The sequence below is a fragment of the Acetobacter farinalis genome (assembly GCF_011516935.1).
GTDB classification, from domain to species: domain Bacteria; phylum Pseudomonadota; class Alphaproteobacteria; order Acetobacterales; family Acetobacteraceae; genus Acetobacter; species Acetobacter farinalis.
Genome location: NZ_WOTF01000001.1, coordinates 68380 through 90266 on the forward strand (window position 1 = coordinate 68380; position 21887 = coordinate 90266).

Genomic DNA, 21887 nt, shown 5'->3' on the forward strand with positions numbered 1-21887 from the left:
GAATACAGACAGGTGGAAAAGGAGTGGAACTGGTGCATGCAGTAGGAGAAAACGGGGGCGCGCGTGTTCACCCTACCGCCATCGTTGCACCAGAAGCCCGGCTTGGGCGTGGCGTGGTTATTGGCCCGTGGTGTTCCGTCGGGCCGGATGTTGTGATTGAAGACAATGTGGAGCTGATTTCCCACGTTGTGGTGGATGGCCATACGCGCCTTGGGGCAGGCTCCCGCTATTTTCCGTTCAGCACCATCGGCATGGCACCGCAGGACCTGAAATATAAGGGTGAGCCGACCCGCTGTGAGGTGGGCCCGCGCACGGTGGTGCGTGAGCATGTGACCATTCATCGTGGCACGGCAACGGGAAGCGGCCTGACACGCATCGGCAGCGATGTGCTGATTATGGCGAACGCCCATGTGGCGCATGACTGCTCTCTGGGTGACCGGGTGATTATCGTCAATAACGTGGTCATGGGTGGCCATGTGCTTATTGAGGATGATGCGCGTGTGATGGGATCTGCGGCGATTCATCAGTTTGTACGCATCGGGCATGCGGCGCTGGTGGGGGGTGTGGCAGGTGTTGAGGCGGACGTCATTCCGTACGGCAGTGTGTTGGGCAACCGCGCACGGCTGGTGGGCCTGCACTGGATCTGGCTGCGGCGCAATGGCGTGGAATCGGCTGAAATTCACCGGATGCGCAAGGCGTTCTTTACGCTCTATCCGAAAGGTGCCTCTGAGGACGGGCCGTTTGCCGCACGTCTTGAAGTGATGCGGCGTGAGTTTGGGGATGACCCGCGCGTGCGTGAAATTCTCGATTTTATTGATGCTCCCAGCAAGCGCGGGCTTGTCCGTGTGGCGCGGGGAGACTTCAGCGCGGCGGAAACCGAGGGCGCGTGAGCGCGCAAACCGGCGCAGTTGGTATTCTGGCCGGGGGCGGTCCGCTTCCGGCACGAGTGGCCGAAGCGGCTGCGGCTGCGGGGCGGCCGGTTTTTATTCTTGGATTTGAAGGATTTGCCGAGCCAGAGGTGATCAACCCCTGGCCGCACCAGTGTGTGCGCCTTGGCGCTGCGGGGCAGATGCTGTCTCTTTTGCGGGCGCATGGCTGCACGGATCTAGTGCTGATTGGCCCTATTCGCCGTCCGTCCCTGCGGAGCCTGTATCCCGATGCTGAAGGGGCCCGTATTCTGGCCCGGCTGGGGCGGGCCTTGTTCGCGGGGGATGACGGGCTTCTGGCGGCTCTGGTGCGCATTCTGGGCGAGGAAGGCTTTTGCGTGCGGGGCGCGCATGAATTTCTCTCGCAGGCTGTGGTGCCGCCGGGTGTTCTGGGGGCTGTCACGCCTGATGAACAGGCAATGGCCGATATCCACCGTGGCGTTGAGGTTGTGCATGCGCTGGGCCGTCTGGATATCGGGCAGGGCTGCGTGGTGCAGAATGGTCTGGTGCTGGCTGTAGAGGCCATGGAGGGCACAGACCGCATGCTGGCCCGGGCCGGAGAATGCCGCCAGCCGGGCGTGGGCGGGGTGCTGGTCAAGCTCCTCAAGCCGGGGCAGGACAAGCGGGCGGATATGCCGACCATTGGCCCCGCCACCGTGCGGAATGCCCATCAGGCGGGCTTGCGCGGCCTTGCCTTTGAGGCCGGACATACTTTGCTGACAGACCGGGCTGCCTGCGTGGCGGAGGCTGATCAGGCAGGTTTATTCCTGATTGCGGTAACCCCGGAGCATCTCGCGCGCTAGAAGACTTAGGTGGGAAACAGGAACCTGTTTGAAAAGCCAGCAAAGGAGAGAGGCTATGGCCCGTTATTTACACACCATGGTCCGGGTGCGGAATCTGGAAAACAGCATTGCCTTCTATAAGCTTCTGGGTATGCATGAACTGCGCCGCCGTGAGGTGCCCGATGGCAAATACACCCTTGTTTTTATTGGCTATGCGGATAACGCCGCCGGGCAGGCCGAAATCGAACTGACCTATAACTGGGGTCAGGATGAGGGTTACGAGGTCGGCACAGGGTTCGGGCATTTTGCCGTGGGTGTGCCGGATGTTGCCGCTGCGGTGGAGCAGGTGCGCGCCGGGGGTGGCAAGGTTACGCGGGAAGCAGGGCCGGTGAAGTTCGGCACCTCCATTATCGCGTTTGTGGAAGACCCGGACGGCTACAAGGTCGAACTGATCCAGCGGCCTGACTAAACGCCCCGCCGAGAGGAAGGGCTGAATGCCTGATGGGGATAGGCACTCAGTCCCGATATCAACGGCTGGACATTATCAGGCGTGGGCTGCCGGGAACGGGTCATGGCAGCCCTGCTGGTGCTGTGGTGTCAGGCGTGTGGTTGGGGCTTCTGCTTCAGGCGGAGCAGGGCGCGGTCCAGAGACTCGTCGATGGTGCGGGCGGCCTTGAGCACCTGAGGGTCCGTGCTGGTGCCCAGTTGCTCTGCGGCCAGCATGGCTGGAGAGAGAATGTTCCGGATATCATGCCGCAGTTTTGGGTCCGCGTCCGGTGTGGGGTGTGTTGAGCTGTTAGCCGGGATCGGCGCAGCCTGAGCGGCTTTCGCGCACGATTCTGCGGGAGGTGCGGCCGGGGTGTGGCGTGGGGCAGGGTCTGCCGGATGCTGCGCGCGTATGCTCAGCCATGCGCCAAGGCCCGCGCCGACCAGCACAGGCAGGAGAGCGGCGGGGAAGGGAAGGCTGAGCAGCCCCGCAAGAATGGCCCCCAGAAAAGGCAGGCTGAACGGAACCAGCACGGTGCCGAGGCTAGAACGAGACGCACGCACGGAGACCTTGTCCTCTTTTTGTCGGCGTGAAGTCCATCGGGACTCTGCCGATATGATTGACGTTCTCCTTTCTGAACATTATAAGCCGCCCCTTCAAGACAGGTGGCTCTGGGCTGCCTGCATATCTGTTCAATGAAGGGAGTGCCGCCATGAAGCGCACTTATCAACCGTCCAGGCTGGTCCGCAAGCGTCGGCATGGTTTCCGTTCACGTATGGCAACTGTTGGTGGCCGCAAGGTTATTGCCAACCGTCGCGCCAAAGGCCGTAAGCGTCTCTCCGCTTAAGCTTTTTATGGCTTGCAGGCATCATGCAGCAGCGTGAGCGTCTGGAGGGAGCGGGGGCTGAGCCTGTTCGTTCCCAACGCCTTAAAAAGCGGAAAGAGTTTCTCTTTCTGGCCGCGCGCGGGCGCAAGGCTCCTGTGCGTGGGCTGGTGCTCCAGCTTTTTCAGCGGGCCGACTCCAATGCGCCGCGTATTGGCTTCACCGTTACAAAAAAAGTTGGCAACGCTGTGGTCCGCAATCGCGCCCGCCGAAGGCTGCGCGAAGTTGTCCGCATTGTTGAGACTGAAACACCTCTCCACGGCCTTGATCTGGTTCTGATTGGCCGCGCCGCAACCATGGACCGCCCTTTTCCGGACCTGGTGGCAGATTTTCGCAAAGCCTTGCAGCAGTGTCTTTCCCAGGCTGACCGGGGGGGTAAGCCCGGCCGGAAGCCCGATCAGAGTGAGACATCCACTGCCTGACAGGGCAGGACAATGCTTTCCCGGCTTGCAATCCTGCTCATCCTGCGCTGGAAACCAGAGTGCCGTGAAGACTCCGTGTTTCGCGGTCTGATATTATCTGTTCCGTTTCGTGCAGGGGGGCCAGCAGGCCAGCAATGGATACAAGACGTCTGATACTGGCAACGTTGCTGTCAGCCGCGGTTCTCATCGGGTTCGATTATTTCTTCCCGCAGGCACCCTCAACCCCTGTTTCCCAGCAGACTACGCAAAGCGTTCCCGCGCCGCAGTCTGGCGCAGCGCTGCCTTCTCCGGGGGCGTCCGTGCAGGCCACGGCTGAAGCTTCGGTTGCGGCAGATGGGCCGGAGGTGCGTCTGCCGATTGATGCGCCGTCCGTGCAGGGTTCACTCAACCTGCGTGGCGCACGCCTGGATGATCTGGTTCTCAAGAAATACCGGGAAACCGTAAACCCTGACAGCCCGGATGTGCGCGTTCTGGCTCAGGACACAGGCACACGGCCGGACTATGTGGATTTTGGCTGGCGCGCTGCGGCATCGGAAACGCCGGTGCATCTGCCCGATTCCCACACGCTGTGGAAAGCGGACAGCACAAAGCTGGATGAGACGCACCCCGTTACCCTCTCATGGGATAACGGGCAGGGGCTGACTTTTGAAATCGCTCTGGCGGTGGACAAGGATTTCATGTTCACCGTCACCCAGCGCGTGCATAACGCCACCGGACAGACTGTGGCGCTGTTCCCCTACTACCGCGTGAACCGTGGCTACACGCCGGAAGAGACCGGCGGCATGCTGGTGCATGAAGGGCCGATTTCCGTCATTGATGGCCGCCTGAACGAAGGTTCCTACAAGGCGCTGCGCAATGATGGCGTGCCGCCGGATAATGTTTCCTGGAGCCATCAGGGCACGGGCGGCTGGGCCGGTATTACGGATAAATACTGGCTGATGGCCGTTCTGCCGGACCAGACGGCGCAGGTGGCGGGGGCCTATACCTATCTGCCTGCCCAGCATACCTATCAGGTCGGGTTTACCAGCAGCGCTCCGGTGCAGGTGGCGGCGGGGCAGACAGGCTCCTCCGAGGCTCATGTGTTTGCCGGCGCCAAGGAAGTGCGTCTGCTGGACCGCTATGAGCAGAGCCTGCATGTGCCGATGTTCTGGAAAGCGGTGGATTTCGGGTGGCTGGCATTCCTGACACGCCCGGTGTTCTTCGTGCTGGACTGGCTCAACACCATGATCGGGAATTTCGGTCTGGCGCTGCTGACCTTTACCGTGATTGTGAAACTGCTCTTCCTGCCGCTGACCATCAAGCAGATGCGCATGACCTGGAAGACATCCCGCCTGAAGCCGAAGGTGGACCAGATCCGCGCCCGCTACAAAGATGACCCGATGGCGATGCAGCAGCAGATCATGGGGCTTTACCGGGCCGAGGGGGTTAACCTGTTCGGCGGCTTCCTGCCGCTCTTCATTCAGGCTCCGGTGTTCTGGTGCCTCTACAAGGATCTGTATGTCACCATTGAAATGCGCCATGCGCCGTTCTTTGGCTGGATCAAGGATCTGTCCGCGCCCGACCCGACAAACGTGTTCAACCTGTTCGGGCTGATTCCGTTTGACCCGGCGCAGGTGTTCTCTCTTCTCTCCCTTGGCGCATGGCCCATCCTGTATGGCGCAACCATGTTCCTGATGCAGAAGATCAGCGCCAGCTCCGCCAACATGGACCCGGCTCAGCAGAAGGTGATGTCCTTCATCCCGCTGGTGTTCACCTTCTTCATGGCGCATCAGCCGGTTGGTCTGGTGATCTATTATAGCTGGAGCAACCTGCTGACGGCGTTGCAGCAGTTCCTCATCCTCGGGCGCTTCAAGGCGGCGGACAAGAATTCTGCCTCCAGCCCCACTGTTGTGAGCAAGCGCTGATGCCTGAAGCCGGAACCGATTTTCGTGATCTGACGAACAAAGAGCAGATTGATGCCGCCCTGGAAGAGGGGCGGCTGCTTTTTGCAGGGTCGTGTGATTTTATTTTCGGGGCGCAGAAGCTCGGGCAGCTTCCCCCCCAGACACTGCCGGAAATTGCGTTTGCCGGGCGCTCCAATGTGGGGAAGTCCAGTCTGGTCAATGCGCTGACAGGCCGGAAGACGCTTGCGCGGGCCTCCTCCCAGCCCGGGCGGACCAAGCAGCTCAACTTTTTTGACCTCGCCAACCGGCTGATGCTGGTGGACATGCCGGGATACGGCTTTGCCAAGGCAGCGAAGTCCGTGAAGGAAGACTGGCAGGGCATGATGTTTGATTACCTGCGCGGGCGCCCCAGCCTGCGGCGGGTGATGCTGCTGCTGGATGCACGTATTGAAATCAAACAGCATGATCTGGACGCGATGAAGCTGCTGGACCGGGCGGCAGTCAGCTTTCAGCTTGTGCTGACCAAGTGTGACTCCGTCAAACCCACGGCTCTGGCCCAGAAGGAAGAAGAGGTTCTGGCCCTCACAAAACGCCATCCTGCGGCGTGTCCCTTCCTCTCCCTGACCAGTAGCGAGACCGGGCAGGGCATAGAGCAACTGCGCGCAGAACTTGCCGCCTTCGCCCTGCCGCCACAATAACACCCGGCGGGATTATCAAGCAGGATTTTCAGCCCATGACCGACTCTCTCTCCTCCTTGCCTGATCTGCACCACGAAGCCGCCGTTCTGGCCGGTGCGCTGCCGTACCTGCGGCGTTATGCGGGTGATACCATTGTGGTCAAATACGGTGGACACGCGATGGGCAATGCGGAACTCGCCATGACCTTCGGGCGGGATATCGCGCTGCTCAAGCTGGTGGGTATCAACCCGGTTGTGGTGCATGGCGGCGGCCCGCAGATCAACCAGATGCTTGAACGGCTGGATATCCGCTCCACCTTTGTGGATGGCCTGCGCGTGACAGATGCCAGCATGGTCGATGTGATCGAAATGGTGCTGGCGGGTTCCGTGAACAAGGAAGTGGCGGAGCTGATCAGCCAGGCCGGGGCGCTGGCCGTGGGTATTTCCGGCAAGGACGGCAAGCTGATTACCGCCCGCAAGCTGACCCGCACCGTGCGCGACCCGGATAGCCAGATCGAGCGTGTGCTGGATCTGGGCTTTGTGGGGGAACCGGTGAAGGTGGACCCGCGCGTGATTTATGCGCTCTCCGGCTCGGGGCTGATCCCCGTGATTGCCCCGGTGGGTCTGGGTGAGGATGGCGCGACCTACAACATCAATGCGGATACCGCTGCCGGTGCTGTGGCGGGGGCCGTGCATGCCACGCGCCTGCTGATGCTGACAGATGTGCCCGGCGTGCTGGACAAAGATGGGAACCTCATTCCCGAACTTACAGCCGAGCAGGCGCGTCAGGCCATTGCGGATGGTGTGATTACCGGCGGGATGATCCCCAAGGTGGAAACCTGCATTGAGGCCGTGCAGGCCGGTGCCCGGGCTGCCGTAATCATCAATGGCCGCACGCCGCATGCCTGCCTTCTGGAACTGTTTACGGCTTCTGGCTCCGGCACGCTGATCCGCGCGGATTAGGCTGCCCTTCGGGCCGCCCTCTGGTCGGTCCCGCTGGCTGCCGCCTGAACCGTTCCATTCCCTCCTGCCATCCGCATCTTGCCCGGGGCCAGCCTCTGTGTGGGCGGGATGGCAGATGCGGGGTGCTGGCGCGTTGACAGGGGCGTGCCCTGTCCGCATGGTTCCTTCCTCCTTTTGTCGGCCGGGGGTTTTTGCCCCGGTCGCCCTGTTCATCCTGTCTGACGGTGCCTCATGACTGAAGAAACTCTCCGCGCTCATATTGAAACTCTGTGGGAAAACCGGGACCGGATTTCCTCCGCCACGGGTGGTGAGGATCGCAAGGCGATTGAAACAGCGCTTGAGGCGCTCGATTCCGGCCATCTGCGCGTGGCGGCCCCCAGCGAAGGAGGCTGGGTGGTGCATGAGTGGCTGAAAAAGGCTGTTCTGCTCTCTTTCCGTCTGAATGACAGCCGTGTCATGCCCGGCGCTGCGGCTGGCGGCCCGGCGTTTGACAAGGTGCCTGTCAAGTTTGAGGGCTGGGATCAGGCCCGCTTTGAAAAGGCCGGTTTCCGTGTGGTGCCGGGTGCCATGGTGCGTTACTCCGCCTATATCGCGCCGGGTGCGGTGCTGATGCCCAGCTTTGTGAACGTGGGCGCGCATGTGGGCAGCGGCACGATGGTGGATACCTGGGCCACTGTTGGAAGCTGCGCCCAGATTGGCCGTAACTGTCATATCAGCGGTGGAGCAGGCATTGGTGGCGTGCTGGAACCGTTGCAGGCCGCGCCGGTGATTATTGAAGATGACTGCTTTATCGGCGCACGTTCTGAAGTGGCGGAAGGCGTGATTGTGGAGCGTGGCTCCGTGCTGTCCATGGGTGTGTTCCTTGGTGCGTCCACCAAGATTGTGGACCGTGCAACGGGTGAAATCTTCATGGGGCGTGTCCCGGCTTATTCCGTGGTGGTGCCGGGCACGCTGCCCTCTTCCAACCCTGTGGGGGCGGACGGCAAGCCGAACCCCAATCTGGCCTGTGCCGTGATTGTGAAGCGGGTGGACGAGCGCACGCGCTCCAAGACCTCCATCAACGATCTGCTGCGCGACTGAGCAAGGGAGGCGGCAGGCAGAGCATCATGACGACATCAGCGCCGGATACCATCACCCCTCCCGGAACCCAGGCCGGGCCTCTGCCTGTCTTGACAGACCCGGTGGCGGTGACACAGGCGCTGATCCGCCATCCCTCTGTCTCGCCTGATCCCGGTCCGGCCCAACACGCTCTGGCGGCCATGCTGGAAGCGCTGGGCTTTACCGTGGTGTCCCTTCCTTTCGGGGAAGGTGCGGAGCGCACACCGAACCTGTTTGCGCGCCTTGGCACGGCGGGGCCGCACATCTGTTTTGCGGGCCATACGGATGTTGTGCCCCCCGGTGCGGAAGCCAACTGGACGCACCCGCCCTATGCTGCGGAAATTTCGGACGGCACGCTGTTCGGGCGCGGCGCGTGTGACATGAAAGGCGGTATTGCCGCCTTTGTTGCCGCTGTGGCGCGCTGCGTGGCGCAGGGTGGCTTGCCCGGCTCCGTCAGCCTGCTGATTACCGGGGATGAAGAAGGCCCCGCCACCTATGGCACCTGCAAGGTGCTGGAATGGATGGCGGAGAAAGATCAGATCCCCGATTATTGCGTGGTGGGAGAACCCACAAACCCCGCCGCCATGGGGGACATGATCAAGATCGGTCGCAGGGGCAGCCTGAACGCCCATATTGTGGTGGAAGGCGTGCAGGGGCATGTGGCTTATCCGCATCGGGCGGATAACCCGGTGCACAGGTTGCTTGGCCTGCTTGCCGCCCTGCGCGAGACACCGCTGGATAATGGCTCCGAATGGTTTGAGCCTTCCAGCCTGCAAATCACCAGCATGGATGTGGGCAATACAGCCACGAACCTGATTCCGGCCACGGCGGAAGCACGGCTGAATATCCGGTTTAATGACCTGCATACCGGCACCGCCCTGAAAGGGTGGCTGGAGACCGTCTGCCGTCAGCATGCTCCCACCGCGCGGGTGACTGTGCGCATCAGCGGAGAATCCTTCCTCACGGCGCCGGGGGCCGAAACGGACCATCTGGTGCAGGCTGTGCAGGCTGTAACGGGCCGCACCCCCAAGCTGGATACCGGCGGTGGCACATCAGATGCCCGCTTTATCGCCAATTATTGCCCGGTGGCGGAATTCGGGCTGGTTGGTGCCAGTATTCACAAGGTGGATGAACACACCACGCTGGCCGATCTGGAAACATTGACACTGATTTACAAGACCTTTCTGGAAGGGGTCATGGCGTGATTGCAGGATCGGGTAAAAAGGGTAATCCGCGCAGTATCCTGCAAGGGATGTTGCTGCTGGCCAGTGGCCGGCGGGAAGGGATCACCTGCTTTCAGGGCACGGTAGACTCCTTCTACGCGGCCCTTGCGCCGCAACTGGCGCTGTTGCTGGTGGGCGTTTTTCAGGCGGCCATGCTGCCGGGCAAGATGCTGGGCTTCACCAAGCTCCTGCTTTCCCTGTGCGTGGTGCTGCTGCCAGCCGTAATCTCGCATTTTTATGCCCGCAAATGGGGGCGGGACGGGCTGTGGCTGCGCTATATTACCGCCGCCACATGGTGCGGCTGGGTGGTGGTGCTGATCTCTCTGGCCGTGACCGTGCTGGCGGGTGTCCTGTTTCCGGCTCTGCTTCAGCAGCCCGGCTTCATGGGGGCTGTGATGGTCACGGTCTCTATCTATGAGATGTGGCTGCAATGGTACGTGGCGCGTGTCGGGCTGGCGCTGGGCCGGGGCCGTGCTGCGGTGCTCTACCTTTCCGTTCTGGTCGTGACACTGGTGCTTTACGGCCTCGCGGCCCTGCTGCCGCCGCATTACATTGTGACAAAGGACCTGCTTCAGCCCATGATCGGGGTGAAGTCTTCTCCCTGAGAGCGGCGGATAACGGGGCTTCCGAGGCGTTCTGATGCCGGGTGCAGAGGTGGCCTTTATGTCAGCGGCACCAGATCCAGCAGCAGCATACTGAGCACACCCAGCCCGACGAGTGAAAGCACCACGGTCAGGGTTACGCGCCCCCCGGCCCGGCTGACCGACCGCGCATCGACACCAAGGCCAAGAGCGGCCATGGAGAATACGGTCAGGATCGTGGCGCCCTGTGTGAGCGGGGCATTCAGCCAGAGCGGGATGAGGCCAGCCGAGCAGCAGAGCATCATGCCCAGAAAACCCGGAATGAACCACGGCACGAGTGGCACGGAGCCGGAGGGCTGCAGGGCTGGTCCTGCGCTGACGTCAGATCCATCAGGCTCTTCTGGCGGCAGGCGGCGGGCCAGAAGGGAGAGAACAAAACACACCGGCCCCAGCATGAGAACCCGCACCAGCTTGACGACCGTGCCCGTCTGCACGGCCAGCGTGCCAAGCGGGGCCGTGGCGGCCAGAACCTGTGGCACGGCATAGACTGTCATGCCGGCAAAAATGCCGAAGGAAAAGCCGCTCATGCCCGCCGCAACCCCCAGCAGCGGCAGGCCGAGCACCACCAGCACACCCAGTACCGCCGTGAACGCGATAGAGGTGGCCACATCTTTTGCATCAGCCCGGATGACCGGGGCCACAGCGGCAATAGCGGAATTCCCGCAGATGGCATTCCCGCAGGCCACCAGCAGCGCCATGCGGGCAGGCAGACCGAGCAGAAGGCCAAGCCCGAAGCTGACCAGAATGGCCAAAAGAACAACGGCGGCAATCCCCGGCACCAGAAAAGGCCCGAGCGAGACGATTTTTGCCGCGCTGATGGAGGCCCCCATCAGCACCACCGAAAATTCCAGCAGAGTTCGGGCACTGAAGCAGATCCCGGCGTGGTAGCGCGCGCCGGGAGCCCACAGGCTGCGCAGGCAGGTGCCGCCCAGAATGGCCAGCACAAGCGCTTCCAGCCATGCCTTGCCAAACAGCAGTTCCTCCGCCCATTGCAGGGCGAAGGCAAAGCCTGTCAGGACGCCGCACAGCGCCAGCCCCGGCAGCAGGGGGGATGTGGTGATTTTCAGAGAATGGGCGATGGATCTGGTCATGGGCGTATCCTTCCGCCCTTTGAAGTATGAGAAGAGAATCAATCAATCCAACGAATTGTTTTTCTTATTTCAATCTGTAAAAATGATGAATTAGAGGGGATTGAGAAACCATGACGCTTGAGCAGTTGCGTATTTTCCTGTGCGTGGCGGAGCGCGAGCACATGACAGATGCCGCCCGCATTCTGAACATCACGCAGTCTGCGGCCTCCGCGGCGATTGCGGCGCTGGAAGCGCGGCATGGTATCCGGCTGTTTCATCGGGTGGGGCGCGGCATTGTGCTGACAGAAGCCGGCAGACTTTTTCTGGCGGAAGCGCGGGCTATTCTGGACCGTGTGCAGACTGCTGAGTCCATGTTGGATGATCTGAGTGGCCTGCGGCGGGGCAGCCTGCGGCTGGTAGCCAGTCAGACCATTGCGGCCTACTGGCTGCCGCCACTTCTGGCGGGGTTTCGTGAGCGCTTTCCCCATATTCAGGTTGTGCTGGAAATTGGAAACACCGCGCAGGTGGCAGCCCATGTGCAGGCTGGCCGATTTGATCTGGGGATTGTGGAAGGGCAGGTGGATAATCCCGTTCTGGCGCAATGGCCCATCGCGCAGGATCAGTTGATTCTGGTGCGCGCAACACCATTTGACGTGGAAAGCTGCACACCGGAGTTTTTGCAGAATGCCAGATGGGTTATGCGGGAGCAGGGGTCTGGCACACGCTCGACGCTGGATGTCTGCCTGAGGCAGATTGGTGTTCACCCCGAAAGCCTGAATGAGGCGCTGGTGCTGCCCTCGAATGAAAGCGTGCGGACAGCGGTAGAGGCAGGGGCCGGAATTGCCGGTCTTTCATCACTGGTTGTGGCCCCGGCTCTGGCGGCCGGAACGCTTCATGCCGCCCCCATCTCATTCGGGCCACGGGTGTTTTTTGGACTGCGGCACAAGGAACGGTATCACAGTCAGGCCGTTGAGGCGCTGACAGCGTTCATCGCGTAGGTCTGTTGTAAAAAGGGATGATAACTATGGCAACTATTGCGCATCTTGGGCTGAAAGTTCCTGTTCTGCAGGCGCCCATGGCGGGGGTTGCAACGCCTGCTCTGGCGGCGGAGGTCTCGAAGGCCGGAGGGCTGGGCGCGCTGGGGCTGGGGTCTGTCATGCCCAATGAGGCCCGCAGCATGATTGAGGAGGTGCGGGGCAGAACAGACCAGCCTTTCAATGTCAATCTGTTCGTGCATGACACACCCCAGGCCAACCCGCAGAGGGAGGCCCGGTGGCTGGACTGGCTGAAGCCGGTTTTTGCGGAATTCGATGCGGAACCTCCTGAGCAGCTCTCTTCTCCGTACACCAGTTTTCTGGACAATCCGAAGATGATGGAGCTGCTTCTGGAGGTGCGTCCGCCCGTTATCAGCTTTCATTTTGGTCTGCCGCCCGCAGCGTGCCTTGCAGCTTTGAGGGACACCGGAGCTGTGCTTCTGGCCACGGCCACAAGCCCTGCGGAAGCCCGGAGCGCGGAAGCCGCCGGGATTGATGCCGTGATCGCGCAGGGGATTGAAGCCGGGGGGCACCGGGGCATGTTTGACCCTGCCGCACCGGATGATGCTCTGGGCACGCTGGCGCTGGTCCGTCTGCTGGCCCGCCAGTGCCATGTTCCGGTGATTGCCGCTGGCGGGATTATGGATGGCGCGGGGGTGGCTGCCGCTCTTGCACTGGGGGCCAGAGCCGCCCAGATGGGCACGGCGTTTCTGCTCTGCCCGGAAGCGGGGGTGGATGAGGGCTACCGAAAAGCCCTGATGGGGCAATCCGCTTTTCATACCCGTATGGTCAGCCTGATTTCCGGCCGCCCGGCGCGCTGCCTGTCAAACAGCTTTACTGCTCTGGCGGAGCGGGCTGACAGGCCGCCATGCCCGGTTTATCCGATTGCTTATGATGCCGGAAAGGCTTTGGCCAAAGCGGCCCTCAGCCGGGGAGAGACCGGGTTTGGCGCGTATTGGGCCGGGCAGGGGGCGCCTCTGGCCCGCGCCATGCCTGCCGGGCGGCTGGTCCGGCAGATTGAAATCGAGCTTGCAGAGGCCACAAGGCAGCGCAGCATGCCGCGCTGAAGGGCGGGGCTTTGGGGCGCGCCGCTCAGGGAGCTTTTCAGGGCGTGGCGAACGGGTCCGGATTATAGCCGACGCCTGTCAGATACAGCCCTTCCGCTGGGGCGGTGGGGCCTGCGGCGGTGCGGGAGCGGGCTTCCAGCGCTGCGGTCACGCGTTCGGGTTCCCACCGCTTCCGCCCGACCAGAATCAGTGTGCCCACCATGTTCCGCACCTGATGATGCAGGAAGGACCGTGCTTTGGCGCGGATATGGATTTCGTCTCCCACACGCTCCACGGTCAGGCTGTCCAGCCTCCGCACCGGGTTTCTGGCCTGACAGGCCGCGGCCCGGAAGGAGGTGAAATCATGCTGGCCGACAAGCCTGTCCGCCGCGTCCTGCATGCGGGCCAGGTCCAGCCGGGCGCGGACATGCCACATATGGGTGGCCCCAAGTGCGGGGCGTGTGGGGCGGTTGAGAATGCGGTACAGGTAAGAGCGCCATGTGGCGGAAAAACGCGCGCTCCACTCTGCTGGCACCAGAGCGGCCTGAAGCACGGCCACGGCATGGGGCTGGAGGTGATAGCTCAGCCCATCCCGCACCACGTGCGGGGTCAGCGCCATATCCGCCGGGAAATCGAGATGCGCAACCTGCCCCAACGCATGGACCCCGGAATCTGTGCGCCCGGCAGTAATGCTGGAAACAGGCCGACCGTTGGCCATGCGGGTTGCGGCGGCTTCCAGAAGGCTCTGCACGGAGGTGCCTTCATTCTGCTTCTGCCAGCCGACAAGGCCCGTGCCATCATATTCCACCTTCACCGCCCAACGTTGGAACGGCAGGCCCGTGGCGAATGCCGCATGCGGGTCAGACGGAAAGACGGGTGAAAGCTCCGGGGGGAAGGCTGGCTGATCGGTCATGCAGAGGCAGCGGGAAGCGTATGATACAGGCGTGTGTCTGCGGGCATGGGCTGGCCACGCAGGAAGGCTTCTGCCTCCATCATGCCGCGCCCCGGCTTTTGCAGGCGGGTCAGGCGCAAAGCGCCTTCGCCACAGGCAATGGTCAGGGCGTCATCCAGCGCGGTGCCGGGGGTCGCGGTGTGCTTGTGGTGGGGCAGGGGGATTGCGCCGCCAATTTTCAGAACGGTGCCGTCCGCCAGCAGGGTAAAGGTGCCGGGCCACGGGGTCAGCGCACGCACGCGCAGGTCCAGCGCCGTGGCGGACTGTGTCCAGTCCAGACGGCCATCCTCCCGTGTCAGCAGGGGGGCGTAGGTCACGCCTTCCTCCGGCTGCGGGGTGGGGGTGGGCTGTTCGGCCAGAACGCGCACGGCAAGCTGCCCGCCAAGGGCGCTCAGCGCATCATGCAGGCTGGTGGCGGTGGTGTCCGTCGTGATGGGCACGGCCCCGCTCAGCAGCATGGGGCCGGTATCCAGCCCGGCTTCCATCTGCATGATGGTCACACCGCTCTGTGTATCTCCGGCCAGAATGGCGCTCTGGATGGGCGACGCCCCGCGCCAGCGCGGCAGCAGGCTGGCATGGATGTTCAGGCAGCCAAGGCGCGGCGTATCCAGCATGACCTGCGGCAGGATAAGGCCATAGGCGGCCACCACGGCGGCATCGGCCTCAAGTGCTGCAAAGGCGGCCCATTCTTCCTCATTTTTGCGGAGTTTTGCGGGGTGGCGCACCGGCAGGCCGAGGGCTTCCGCCGCCTGTTGCACGGGGGAGGCCCGCAGCGCCTTGCCGCGCCCGGCAGGGCGCGGGGGCTGGGAATAGACCGCAACAATCTCGTGCCCTGCGGCATGAAGAGCGTGCAGGGCGGGCACCGCAAAATCCGGTGTGCCCATAAAGACAAGACGCATGGGGAGAACCCTCCGGCCTATTTCCGCTTCTGTTCCTTGGCCAGCCGCCGCAGGATCATGTTGCGGCGCAGCACGGAGAGGTGATCCACAAACAGGATCCCTTCCAGATGGTCAATTTCATGCTGCATGCAGGTGGCCAGAAGCCCGTCCACCTCACGTTCCATGACATCACCTCCCACAGTGCGCCACTGCACGCGCACCTTTTCCGGGCGGGTGACTTCCGCATACTGGTTGGGCAGGGAAAGGCAGCCCTCTTCACGCACGGCGAGGGTTTCCGTTTCGGAAATCACTTCGGGGTTGATCATCACGATGGGTTCGCGGGCGTTTTCCTCACCCAGATCAACCAGCGCAAAGCGCAGGCCAAGCCCCACCTGCGGGGCCGCAAGCCCGATGCCGGGTGCCGCATACATGGCGGAAAACATGCTGGGCAGAACACGGCGGATATCCGCCATATCTTCCGGCTTCACCTCACGCGTCTTGCGCCGCAGCACGGCATGCGGGGCAATGAGAATGGGCATGGGGGCGGCATCTGCCGCGGCAGCGGAGAAAGCTGCATCTGTCATGGCTGCGTCTGTCATACGCCCGATTTAGCCTCCCGCGTCCGCCCGCGCCAGAGGAAGATGGGCCTCCTGTGGCAAAAAGCGTGGGAAATATGCCGCACTGCCACCTTTATTCCGCGCAAAGGCGCGTGGGAAGCGCCTTCAGGCATGCGCCAGCTTTCGTGCAGTCTTGCGTTTGGTTGCGGGTCTCCCATATCGTGAAGAGCGCCGGGTGCCATGTGAGGGCCCGGTTTCTGTCTCGCTCAGAAAGGGGAGGCTTTATGTCTGGCAGAGTGTTTGGCTCACCCATGTTCCTTGGTTTTGATCACCTTGAGCAGATGCTCGAGCGGGTCAGCAAAGGTACGGGGGATGGGTATCCACCGTACAATATTGAACAGGTTGCGCCCAACGGACTGCGTATCACACTGGCCGTTGCCGGGTTCCGCATGGATGACCTTCAGATCACGCAGGAAGACAACCAACTGGTGATCCGTGGCCGGCAGGTGGAAGATGGTGAGGAGCATGTCTACCTGCATCGCGGCATTGCCTCACGCCAGTTCCAGAAAGCCTTTGTGCTGGCGGAAGGGATAGAAATTGGCGGTGCCTGGCTGGATAACGGCCTTCTGCATATCGACCTGTTCCGCCCGCAGCCGGAAGTGCGCGTCAAGCGGATTGAGATCATGCAGCCCGGTGGCCAGAAGGGGCCGGTTGCTGAGAGCGGCGGCCTGAAGCCACGGTCCTCCCGCATGTTGCGCACGGTGGTGGAAGACTGAAGCACCACCTCACTTTATACGGAAAGGAGACACCATGAGAGTCACGACCCGTAACGGACGTGTTATCCTTGCCTCGGATCAGTCGGAAAAGCCCTTGGATGTTCATCATCTTTCCGAAAAACAGTTCCGCTCTCTCGGCGTGGCCAATGTGGCCTATGTGCGCCCGGCGCTGACGGAGGACGGTGAGGAAGGGTGCGCCATTCATGCCGCTGATGGCTCACCACTGGCGGTGGTGGATGATCTGGAAACCGCCTGGGGTGTCATTCTCCAGCACGATATGGTGCCAGCCAGCCTCCAGTAGAGCCTCAGTAAACAGACCACGCGCAAGCCGGCCCTGAGTGTGAGGGGCCGGTGAGAGTGGTCTCTGAGACGTTCAGTTCGGTTTCCCGCAAAACCCTGCTTATGAAAAACCCTGCCACGGGCGGATAAGCCATCCGTTCTGTGGCAGGGTATCGTCTTTTTGTGTGCTGTGCGGGCTGTGGTTCTGGTTGGGGGGAGGGCCTTCAGGAAGGCCCCGTATCAACCCAGCCTATATTCCCGTCATCACGCCGGTAAACCAGATTGATCTGCTGGTTTTTGCGATTGCGGAAAAGCAGGATGCCGCAGGCCGCAAGGTCAAGCCGCATCACGGCCTCACTCACGCTGAGGCTTGGAATATCCGTGGTGTGTTCAGCAATAATCGCGGCATAGGTTTCGGCTTCCGCCGCAGCTTCATGGTCCGTGCTGTTATCGGGTTGCGTCTGGGCCGAGGGTGTGACGGCTGAGGATTTCAGCACATAGGACCGCCCGGTTTCATGGGTGGCCTCATTCTTGCTGGCGCGCGCGTGGGAGGTCACGCGCCTGTGGTAGCGGCGCAGGCGCTTGGCGATATGTTCGGCGGCGTCATCAAAGGCGGCGTTGGCATCGGCTGCCTCGCCCTCACCACGCAGTGTCAGGCCTCGGCCTGCATGCACGTTGATATCACAGGTGAAGAAGGAACGGGCTTTGCTGAAAGTCACTTTGGCTTCCAGGGCCTTGTCAAAGTACCGTTCTGCAAGGCCGCCCAGGTGAGCGTTGACCCGGTGCTTGAGCGCATCGGACAGATCAATCTGTTTACCGGAAACATGGATATGCATCGGATGTCGTTCCTTGCTGGTTAAAAGCAGGACCGTCCTTGCCTGAAAGGGGAGTCGTAACAGATGCTGCCCTCATGTCAGGCGCAGACGGTTTGACTCGTCAGGCCCGTGGTGCGTCCCCACGGGTCTTGTTGTATTTGGGCATGATTGGCCGGGGGCTGTCCATGCTTTTATGACAGTTTTAATACGCAAACAGTGCTGAGCCGCCCGACCCGCAGGGGAGTATGTGGCGTGTGTCTGAAAAAACAGCCGCTTTCGGGGTTGCTGAGGCGGAAAGCTGGCGCATACAACACTGAACAGACTTGCAAGCCAGACAGGACACCATGCTTTTAAGATCCAGCCCGCCCGTCAATATGCCGAAAATGCGCCGCAAGTGGCGGGCCAAAGTGCTGGTGCTGGGGGTGCTGGCGGCGGCTTACGGCAGCATCATGTGGTACATGACGCATTATAAACCCCCCATGGAAAAGGTGATTATCCCGGTAAAGGTGGTGAAGCAGAAGGCGCAGGCTGAAGCGCCCCAGCCAGTGCTCCCTGTGGAACTGGCCCCGGCCCCGCCGGTGGCCGAGATGCCACCGCCGCCTCTTGTGGTGCGGGGCGCACCGCGCCCTGAGTGAAGCGTTAGAGCGAGAAGCTTTCACCCAGATACACACGGCGCACATCTTCGTTCGCCACAATTTCTTCAGGCACGCCCTGCATCAGCACCTGTCCGCTGTGCATGATGTAGGCGCGGTCAATCACTTCCAGTGTCTCACGCACGTTATGGTCGGTAATCAGCACGCCGATGCCACGGTCTTTCAGGTGCGAGACGAGATCACGGATTTCACCCACCGCAATCGGGTCAATCCCGGCCAGAGGTTCATCCAGCAGGATGTAATGCGGCTGGCTGGCCAGCGCACGGGCAATTTCCAGACGCCGCCGCTCACCCCCTGAAAGGGCGAGGGACGGCGAACGACGCAGGTGCGAGATCCCGAATTCACTCAGCAGGCCATCCAGCATCACTTCCCGGCGGTCCGGGTCCTGCTCCACCACTTCAAGGGCGGCCATGATGTTCTGTTCAACATTCAGGCCACGGAAAATGCTGGCTTCCTGCGGCAGGTACCCAATACCCAGCCGTGCGCGCCGGTACATGGGGAGCTGCGTGATATCCGCACCATCAAGCGTGATGGAGCCGGTATCCGGCTGCACCAGCCCTACAATCATGTAAAAGCTTGTGGTTTTCCCTGCGCCGTTCGGGCCAAGCAGGCCCACAGCTTCCCCGCGATGCACTTCGATGGAGACGTTTTTCACCACCTCGCGCTTCTTGTAGGATTTGCCAATGCCGTGGGCAAACAGGCCGCGGCGGGGGGCCAGCGCCTCGGTCAGGGCGGCGGAGTCAGGCCCCGGCCCGATAACCTGATTTTCTACGGTAACCGGATCTCCCGCAGTTTCGTCCGAGGTCCAGGTGATCTCCTGCGTCATCCGTTATTTCCTGTCCGAGCCATCGCCATTGTTGGGCACAACCACACCACTCACCCGGTTTCCAGGGTGTTCTGTCATGGTTGCCAGGCCTGTATGCATGTTGATGATGGCCGCAGCGCCCTGAATCTGGTTCGGCCCTCTGGTGATGTGGACATTCCCCACAATGCGGGCAATGCCCGTATCCGGCACGTAAACGCCACGGTCCCCCGTGACGGTTTCGGTCTGGGTACGCACCCAGACATGGCCGAACGCATTGACCTTTTCAAGCTTGCCGGAGCCGTTTGCCAGAGGGTCTGACGATGTCTGGCCTGCGGCTTTCTGGTCTGCCGGTTTGGCGGACTGGTCCGGCGGGGCGCTGTAGCCCACAAGCACGTCCGCACGGATCTGCCGGTTATCATTGGTTGTGACAGTCGCATTGCCACGGCCAATGGAAATGCGCTGCTGTGAGTAATATTCCATGGAATCCCGCGCGGTGAGCACATCCTGCGGGGTGGTCAGCTTCAGGGCTTTCCCGGTCATGACAAGCACGGCCTGATCCATATCATACACGGCCTTGTCGCCCCAGCCCTGATCGGTCTGGGTGTAGATATGCACGTGGCCAATGGCTTCCAGCCGGTAGATTTCATTGGCGCCGGAGGCATCCGGGTCACCGCCGCCTGCCTGAGCGTTGCCGCCGGGTGCGGTCTCTCCGGGTTTGGCGCTGTCAGATTTGGCATCGGCGGGAGCAGGCGTGCTGGCCGGGGCCGGAGGCTGCCCTGTGGGGGCGGCCGGAGCAGTCTTGTCGGCAGGCTGGGCCGGGCCGCCGACAGCGGGGGCGGTGCTGGTGCCAGCCCCGCCGGCTGCGCCATTGGCCGCAGGCTTGCCCTGAGAGGTATCCGCCGCAGGGGCACCGTCTGGCGTGGCTGCCGGTGCGCCGTCTGGTGCGGTTTTCTTGCGGTAATAGGCAATCAGTTTGTCCGCCGTGACGGTTACATCCCCGCGCACGGCCTTGGCCTGATCATAGGCCGTGACTTTTTTCTGGTTCTGGTCCCAGTCAAATCCACCGGCGGCGGTCACGGTAATCTGGCCGCCATGGGAGAGGTCGATCGATTGCGCGTGGGCCGTGCCGCAGAACAGGGCGGCCAGAAGGGGCAGGCCCGCCGCCGCCAGAAAAGGCATACGGCGTACGCGTGCAGGGGCCACATCTGCGGAGTGCATGCGGGCCAACGCCGGGTGGCGCAGGCTGGAAGGGGGGATCAAAAGCATATCAGGAAGCCTTCCCATCAGCCGGACGGCTGCCGCGGTCATCATTCAGAATAAGCCGGCCCGGCCCGCGGAACTGGGCAATGCCTTCATGCTGAGACATCAGATATCCTTTTGCGTCAAGCACACCAAAAGGCCCTTCTGCCCGCACCCAGGAGTTGGAGGCGATAATACCGGTGCGGATATCAATATCCGCCGCAGGGCTGTGCATCATCAGGCCATCATCGCGATACAGGGTGACTTCTCCGGTCAGGTCAAGAATTTGTGCATGTTGCATGTACACGCCTTTTTCCGATCGGACCAGAAGCCAGCTTCCGCCCTGGCTGAGGATATCCGCCACGGGATTGTCCAGATCCATCCGCTCCGGGTTGGCCTGATGGGCGCTGTCGGCTGTGATCATGAACGGGCGGTTATGCTCATCCACGCCGCGATAGGTCGCGCCGATAAGGCTGCCGCTTTCAACCTTGATCTTGGAGAGTTCCTTCAGCGCGGCCTTGTTGGCGTTGATCAGCCGGTCCACTTCCGGCCAGACCGCAATGGAGCTGAGCAGCAGGAGGGCTGTTGCGGGCAGGGCCCACTTGGCCAGACGCAGCATTGCGCGCCGGCGGGCCAGCTCACCGGCGTTCGGCGGCAGGCGGCGCGGTGCGGAAGGGGCCAGACGTTCGCGCTGCTGGCGAATGGTTTCGTCAGAGCGGGCAAAATCATCACGCTGCGGGGGGTGGCCTGAAGGGTCGGTCATGAGGGGTCTGTTATCCCACACCGGCCCGCAGCAGGTCATGCACATGCACAACCCCCACGGGGCGACGGTCCGCATCCAGCACAAACAGGGAGGTGATGGGGCGTTTGCGTTCGTTCATCATGCGCAGGGCATCGGAAGCAAAGATATCCGGCCCTATGGTAAGAGGGTGACGGTTCATGGCATCCCCTGCCAGCGTGGTCGTCAGATCAAGGTCCAGCGCACGGCGCAGGTCACCATCCGTGATCAGCCCCGCCAGCGCGCCATTATCATCCAGAATGCCAATGCAGCCTAGAGCCTGCCGTGTCATTTCCATAATGACATCCCGCATGGACGTATCTTCCCGGCCCAGAGGCATGGCCTCTCCCGTGCGCATCAGTTCCCGCACGGTGCGCAGGCGGCTGCCCAGACGGCCGCCGGGGTGAAAATTGCCAAAGTCACTGGCGGTAAAGCCGCGCTGGCGCAGCAGCACCACGGCCAGCGCATCCCCAAAGGCAAGCTGCATCAGGGTGCTGGTGGTGGGGGCCAGACCCATGGGGCAGGCTTCCGGCATGGACGGCAGGGTCAGTGCGACATCCGCCGCCGTGGCCAGCGTGGAGTGCGCCCGGCTGGTAACGGCCAGCAGCGGCAGCCCGGCCTTGCGGGCGTGGGCGGCGATATCGCCCAGTTCCGTGGTCTCGCCCGAATTGGAGAACGCCAGAACGGCATCCCCCGGCTGCACCATGCCCAGATCCCCATGTGAGGCTTCGGCGGGGTGCACAAACAGCGCCGGGGTGCCGGTGGAGGAAAGGGTGGCCTGAATTTTCCGGGCCACATGGCCGGACTTGCCAATGCCGGTCACCACCACCCGGCCGGGAATCCGCAGCAGAATATCCACCGCCCGTGCAAAGGCTCCCCCCAGTTCGCCGGGGTCCTTCAGCGCGCTGGTCAGTGCATCCAGCCCGGCGCGCTCGGTCTGGATAACGGCGGCGGCCTCGGTGGCGAGGGCGGCTTCAGGGTCCATAACGGAGGTGTCTGTCATACGGTGCGGGTTCCGGTC

At 62.3% G+C, this 21887-nt stretch carries 26 protein-coding genes; 16 read left to right on the forward strand and 10 right to left on the reverse strand.

Translation table 11 applies throughout. The features are described 5' to 3' along the window. Positions 1-32: 32 nt before the first annotated feature. Genes lpxA through gloA form a run of 3 tightly spaced genes read left to right on the forward strand, consistent with a single transcriptional unit; the run spans position 33 to position 2177 of the window. Positions 33-890, forward strand: a complete 858-nt coding sequence (lpxA, locus tag GOB82_RS00305; RefSeq protein WP_166118246.1) for an acyl-ACP--UDP-N-acetylglucosamine O-acyltransferase — start codon at positions 33-35, stop codon at positions 888-890. After that, positions 887-1729, forward strand: coding sequence for a UDP-2,3-diacylglucosamine diphosphatase LpxI domain-containing protein (locus GOB82_RS00310; RefSeq protein WP_166118249.1), 843 nt, complete (start codon positions 887-889; stop codon positions 1727-1729). Before lpxA ends, GOB82_RS00310 begins: the two co-directional genes overlap by 4 nt. Before the next feature lie 55 nt (positions 1730-1784). After that, positions 1785-2177 carry a lactoylglutathione lyase gene (gloA, locus tag GOB82_RS00315; protein WP_166118252.1) on the forward strand — a complete coding sequence of 131 codons (393 nt, stop codon included), beginning with the start codon at positions 1785-1787 and terminating at the stop codon, positions 2175-2177. A 128-nt stretch (positions 2178-2305) separates the two neighbouring features. Here the strand turns inward: gloA and GOB82_RS00320 are convergent, their stop codons facing one another. Next, entirely contained in the window at positions 2306-2758 is a 453-nt protein-coding gene (locus GOB82_RS00320; protein ID WP_166118100.1) for a hypothetical protein, read from the reverse strand. A gap of 149 nt (positions 2759-2907) precedes the next feature. Here GOB82_RS00320 and rpmH point away from each other — a divergent pair, with 149 nt between their 5' ends. From rpmH to GOB82_RS00360, 8 genes are all read left to right on the forward strand, one after another. After that, positions 2908-3042, forward strand: coding sequence for a 50S ribosomal protein L34 (gene rpmH, locus GOB82_RS00325; protein ID WP_166118255.1), 135 nt, complete (start codon positions 2908-2910; stop codon positions 3040-3042). A gap of 23 nt (positions 3043-3065) precedes the next feature. Next, positions 3066-3500, forward strand: a complete 435-nt coding sequence (gene rnpA, locus GOB82_RS00330; protein WP_166118258.1) for a ribonuclease P protein component — start codon at positions 3066-3068, stop codon at positions 3498-3500. 134 nt (positions 3501-3634) lie between these two features. Beyond that, positions 3635-5404 (forward strand): membrane protein insertase YidC, encoded by a 1770-nt coding sequence (gene yidC / locus GOB82_RS00335; protein ID WP_166118261.1) that lies wholly within the window; start codon positions 3635-3637, stop codon positions 5402-5404. Continuing rightward, the gene (yihA, locus tag GOB82_RS00340; protein ID WP_166118264.1) at positions 5404-6081 is read left to right on the forward strand and encodes a ribosome biogenesis GTP-binding protein YihA/YsxC; all 678 of its coding nucleotides are present in this window, start codon (positions 5404-5406) and stop codon (positions 6079-6081) included. The genes yidC and yihA overlap by 1 nt, the downstream gene beginning before the upstream one ends. 35 nt (positions 6082-6116) lie before the next feature. Then, on the forward strand, positions 6117-7022 hold the full coding sequence (gene argB / locus GOB82_RS00345; RefSeq protein WP_166118267.1) for an acetylglutamate kinase: 906 nt from the start codon (positions 6117-6119) through the stop codon (positions 7020-7022). Positions 7023-7253: 231 nt separating this feature from the next. Next, positions 7254-8102, forward strand: coding sequence for a 2,3,4,5-tetrahydropyridine-2,6-dicarboxylate N-succinyltransferase (gene dapD / locus GOB82_RS00350; protein ID WP_166118270.1), 849 nt, complete (start codon positions 7254-7256; stop codon positions 8100-8102). A 26-nt stretch (positions 8103-8128) separates the two neighbouring features. Next, positions 8129-9325: a succinyl-diaminopimelate desuccinylase gene (dapE, locus tag GOB82_RS00355; protein ID WP_166118273.1), complete on the forward strand. Its 1197-nt coding sequence runs from the start codon at positions 8129-8131 to the stop codon at positions 9323-9325. Continuing rightward, entirely contained in the window at positions 9322-9948 is a 627-nt protein-coding gene (locus tag GOB82_RS00360) for a hypothetical protein (RefSeq protein ID WP_265793684.1), read from the forward strand. Before dapE ends, GOB82_RS00360 begins: the two co-directional genes overlap by 4 nt. A 56-nt stretch (positions 9949-10004) precedes the next feature. Here GOB82_RS00360 and GOB82_RS00365 read toward each other — a convergent pair whose 3' ends face one another. Then, positions 10005-11075, reverse strand: a complete 1071-nt coding sequence (locus GOB82_RS00365) for a YeiH family protein (RefSeq protein ID WP_166118276.1) — start codon at positions 11073-11075, stop codon at positions 10005-10007. A 110-nt stretch (positions 11076-11185) separates the two neighbouring features. On the opposite strand from GOB82_RS00365, the gene GOB82_RS00370 reads away from it, so the two are divergent. Both GOB82_RS00370 and GOB82_RS00375 read left to right on the forward strand, forming a co-directional pair. Next, positions 11186-12052: a LysR family transcriptional regulator gene (locus GOB82_RS00370; RefSeq protein ID WP_166118279.1), complete on the forward strand. Its 867-nt coding sequence runs from the start codon at positions 11186-11188 to the stop codon at positions 12050-12052. 26 nt (positions 12053-12078) lie between these two features. Next, positions 12079-13155, forward strand: a complete 1077-nt coding sequence (locus GOB82_RS00375) for an NAD(P)H-dependent flavin oxidoreductase (protein WP_166118281.1) — start codon at positions 12079-12081, stop codon at positions 13153-13155. Positions 13156-13192: 37 nt separating this feature from the next. Here GOB82_RS00375 and truA read toward each other — a convergent pair whose 3' ends face one another. From truA to def, 3 genes are read right to left on the reverse strand one after another with little or no spacing between them, the layout of a single operon-like run. Continuing rightward, a complete protein-coding gene (gene truA, locus GOB82_RS00380) occupies positions 13193-14047 on the reverse strand; it encodes a tRNA pseudouridine(38-40) synthase TruA (RefSeq protein WP_166118284.1) in 855 nt (284 codons plus the stop codon). Further along, positions 14044-14985 carry a methionyl-tRNA formyltransferase gene (gene fmt / locus GOB82_RS00385; RefSeq protein ID WP_166118287.1) on the reverse strand — a complete coding sequence of 314 codons (942 nt, stop codon included), beginning with the start codon at positions 14983-14985 and terminating at the stop codon, positions 14044-14046. Before fmt ends, truA begins: the two co-directional genes overlap by 4 nt. 17 nt (positions 14986-15002) lie before the next feature. After that, the gene (gene def, locus GOB82_RS00390; RefSeq protein WP_194300296.1) at positions 15003-15563 is read right to left on the reverse strand and encodes a peptide deformylase; all 561 of its coding nucleotides are present in this window, start codon (positions 15561-15563) and stop codon (positions 15003-15005) included. A gap of 242 nt (positions 15564-15805) precedes the next feature. On the opposite strand from def, the gene GOB82_RS00395 reads away from it, so the two are divergent. After that, the gene (locus GOB82_RS00395; protein ID WP_166118293.1) at positions 15806-16297 is read left to right on the forward strand and encodes an Hsp20 family protein; all 492 of its coding nucleotides are present in this window, start codon (positions 15806-15808) and stop codon (positions 16295-16297) included. 34 nt (positions 16298-16331) lie between these two features. Continuing rightward, positions 16332-16598: a DUF1150 family protein gene (locus tag GOB82_RS00400; protein ID WP_166118296.1), complete on the forward strand. Its 267-nt coding sequence runs from the start codon at positions 16332-16334 to the stop codon at positions 16596-16598. A gap of 202 nt (positions 16599-16800) precedes the next feature. Here the strand turns inward: GOB82_RS00400 and hpf are convergent, their stop codons facing one another. Continuing rightward, on the reverse strand, positions 16801-17412 hold the full coding sequence (gene hpf / locus GOB82_RS00405; RefSeq protein ID WP_166118298.1) for a ribosome hibernation-promoting factor, HPF/YfiA family: 612 nt from the start codon (positions 17410-17412) through the stop codon (positions 16801-16803). A gap of 323 nt (positions 17413-17735) precedes the next feature. On the opposite strand from hpf, the gene GOB82_RS00410 reads away from it, so the two are divergent. Next, entirely contained in the window at positions 17736-18026 is a 291-nt protein-coding gene (locus GOB82_RS00410; RefSeq protein ID WP_166118301.1) for a hypothetical protein, read from the forward strand. A 4-nt stretch (positions 18027-18030) separates the two neighbouring features. Here GOB82_RS00410 and lptB read toward each other — a convergent pair whose 3' ends face one another. The 4 genes from lptB to GOB82_RS00430 form a co-directional block, all read right to left on the reverse strand. Then, on the reverse strand, positions 18031-18870 hold the full coding sequence (gene lptB, locus GOB82_RS00415) for an LPS export ABC transporter ATP-binding protein (protein ID WP_194300297.1): 840 nt from the start codon (positions 18868-18870) through the stop codon (positions 18031-18033). Between the two features lie 3 nt (positions 18871-18873). Next, positions 18874-20028, reverse strand: a complete 1155-nt coding sequence (locus tag GOB82_RS00420; protein ID WP_166119579.1) for an LptA/OstA family protein — start codon at positions 20026-20028, stop codon at positions 18874-18876. A gap of 88 nt (positions 20029-20116) precedes the next feature. Next, a complete protein-coding gene (gene lptC / locus GOB82_RS00425) occupies positions 20117-20851 on the reverse strand; it encodes an LPS export ABC transporter periplasmic protein LptC (RefSeq protein ID WP_166118304.1) in 735 nt (244 codons plus the stop codon). A gap of 10 nt (positions 20852-20861) precedes the next feature. Continuing rightward, the gene (locus tag GOB82_RS00430; RefSeq protein WP_166118307.1) at positions 20862-21869 is read right to left on the reverse strand and encodes a KpsF/GutQ family sugar-phosphate isomerase; all 1008 of its coding nucleotides are present in this window, start codon (positions 21867-21869) and stop codon (positions 20862-20864) included. Positions 21870-21887: the final 18 nt, after the last annotated feature.

Coding starts and splice junctions, on each gene's coding strand:
- gloA (WP_166118252.1), top strand. CDS start 1,785: ATGGCCCGTTATTTACACACCATGGTCCGGGTGCGGAATCTGGAAAAC.
- rpmH (WP_166118255.1), top strand. CDS start 2,908: ATGAAGCGCACTTATCAACCGTCCAGGCTGGTCCGCAAGCGTCGGCAT.
- rnpA (WP_166118258.1), top strand. CDS start 3,066: ATGCAGCAGCGTGAGCGTCTGGAGGGAGCGGGGGCTGAGCCTGTTCGT.
- yidC (WP_166118261.1), top strand. CDS start 3,635: ATGGATACAAGACGTCTGATACTGGCAACGTTGCTGTCAGCCGCGGTT.
- yihA (WP_166118264.1), top strand. CDS start 5,404: ATGCCTGAAGCCGGAACCGATTTTCGTGATCTGACGAACAAAGAGCAG.
- argB (WP_166118267.1), top strand. CDS start 6,117: ATGACCGACTCTCTCTCCTCCTTGCCTGATCTGCACCACGAAGCCGCC.
- dapD (WP_166118270.1), top strand. CDS start 7,254: ATGACTGAAGAAACTCTCCGCGCTCATATTGAAACTCTGTGGGAAAAC.
- dapE (WP_166118273.1), top strand. CDS start 8,129: ATGACGACATCAGCGCCGGATACCATCACCCCTCCCGGAACCCAGGCC.
- GOB82_RS00365 (WP_166118276.1), bottom strand. CDS start 11,075: ATGACCAGATCCATCGCCCATTCTCTGAAAATCACCACATCCCCCCTG.
- GOB82_RS00370 (WP_166118279.1), top strand. CDS start 11,186: ATGACGCTTGAGCAGTTGCGTATTTTCCTGTGCGTGGCGGAGCGCGAG.
- GOB82_RS00375 (WP_166118281.1), top strand. CDS start 12,079: ATGGCAACTATTGCGCATCTTGGGCTGAAAGTTCCTGTTCTGCAGGCG.
- truA (WP_166118284.1), bottom strand. CDS start 14,047: ATGACCGATCAGCCAGCCTTCCCCCCGGAGCTTTCACCCGTCTTTCCG.
- fmt (WP_166118287.1), bottom strand. CDS start 14,985: ATGCGTCTTGTCTTTATGGGCACACCGGATTTTGCGGTGCCCGCCCTG.
- def (WP_194300296.1), bottom strand. CDS start 15,563: ATGACAGACGCAGCCATGACAGATGCAGCTTTCTCCGCTGCCGCGGCA.
- GOB82_RS00395 (WP_166118293.1), top strand. CDS start 15,806: ATGTCTGGCAGAGTGTTTGGCTCACCCATGTTCCTTGGTTTTGATCAC.
- GOB82_RS00400 (WP_166118296.1), top strand. CDS start 16,332: ATGAGAGTCACGACCCGTAACGGACGTGTTATCCTTGCCTCGGATCAG.
- hpf (WP_166118298.1), bottom strand. CDS start 17,412: ATGCATATCCATGTTTCCGGTAAACAGATTGATCTGTCCGATGCGCTC.
- GOB82_RS00410 (WP_166118301.1), top strand. CDS start 17,736: ATGCTTTTAAGATCCAGCCCGCCCGTCAATATGCCGAAAATGCGCCGC.
- lptB (WP_194300297.1), bottom strand. CDS start 18,870: ATGACGCAGGAGATCACCTGGACCTCGGACGAAACTGCGGGAGATCCG.
- GOB82_RS00420 (WP_166119579.1), bottom strand. CDS start 20,028: ATGCCTTTTCTGGCGGCGGCGGGCCTGCCCCTTCTGGCCGCCCTGTTC.
- lptC (WP_166118304.1), bottom strand. CDS start 20,851: ATGACCGACCCTTCAGGCCACCCCCCGCAGCGTGATGATTTTGCCCGC.
- GOB82_RS00430 (WP_166118307.1), bottom strand. CDS start 21,869: ATGACAGACACCTCCGTTATGGACCCTGAAGCCGCCCTCGCCACCGAG.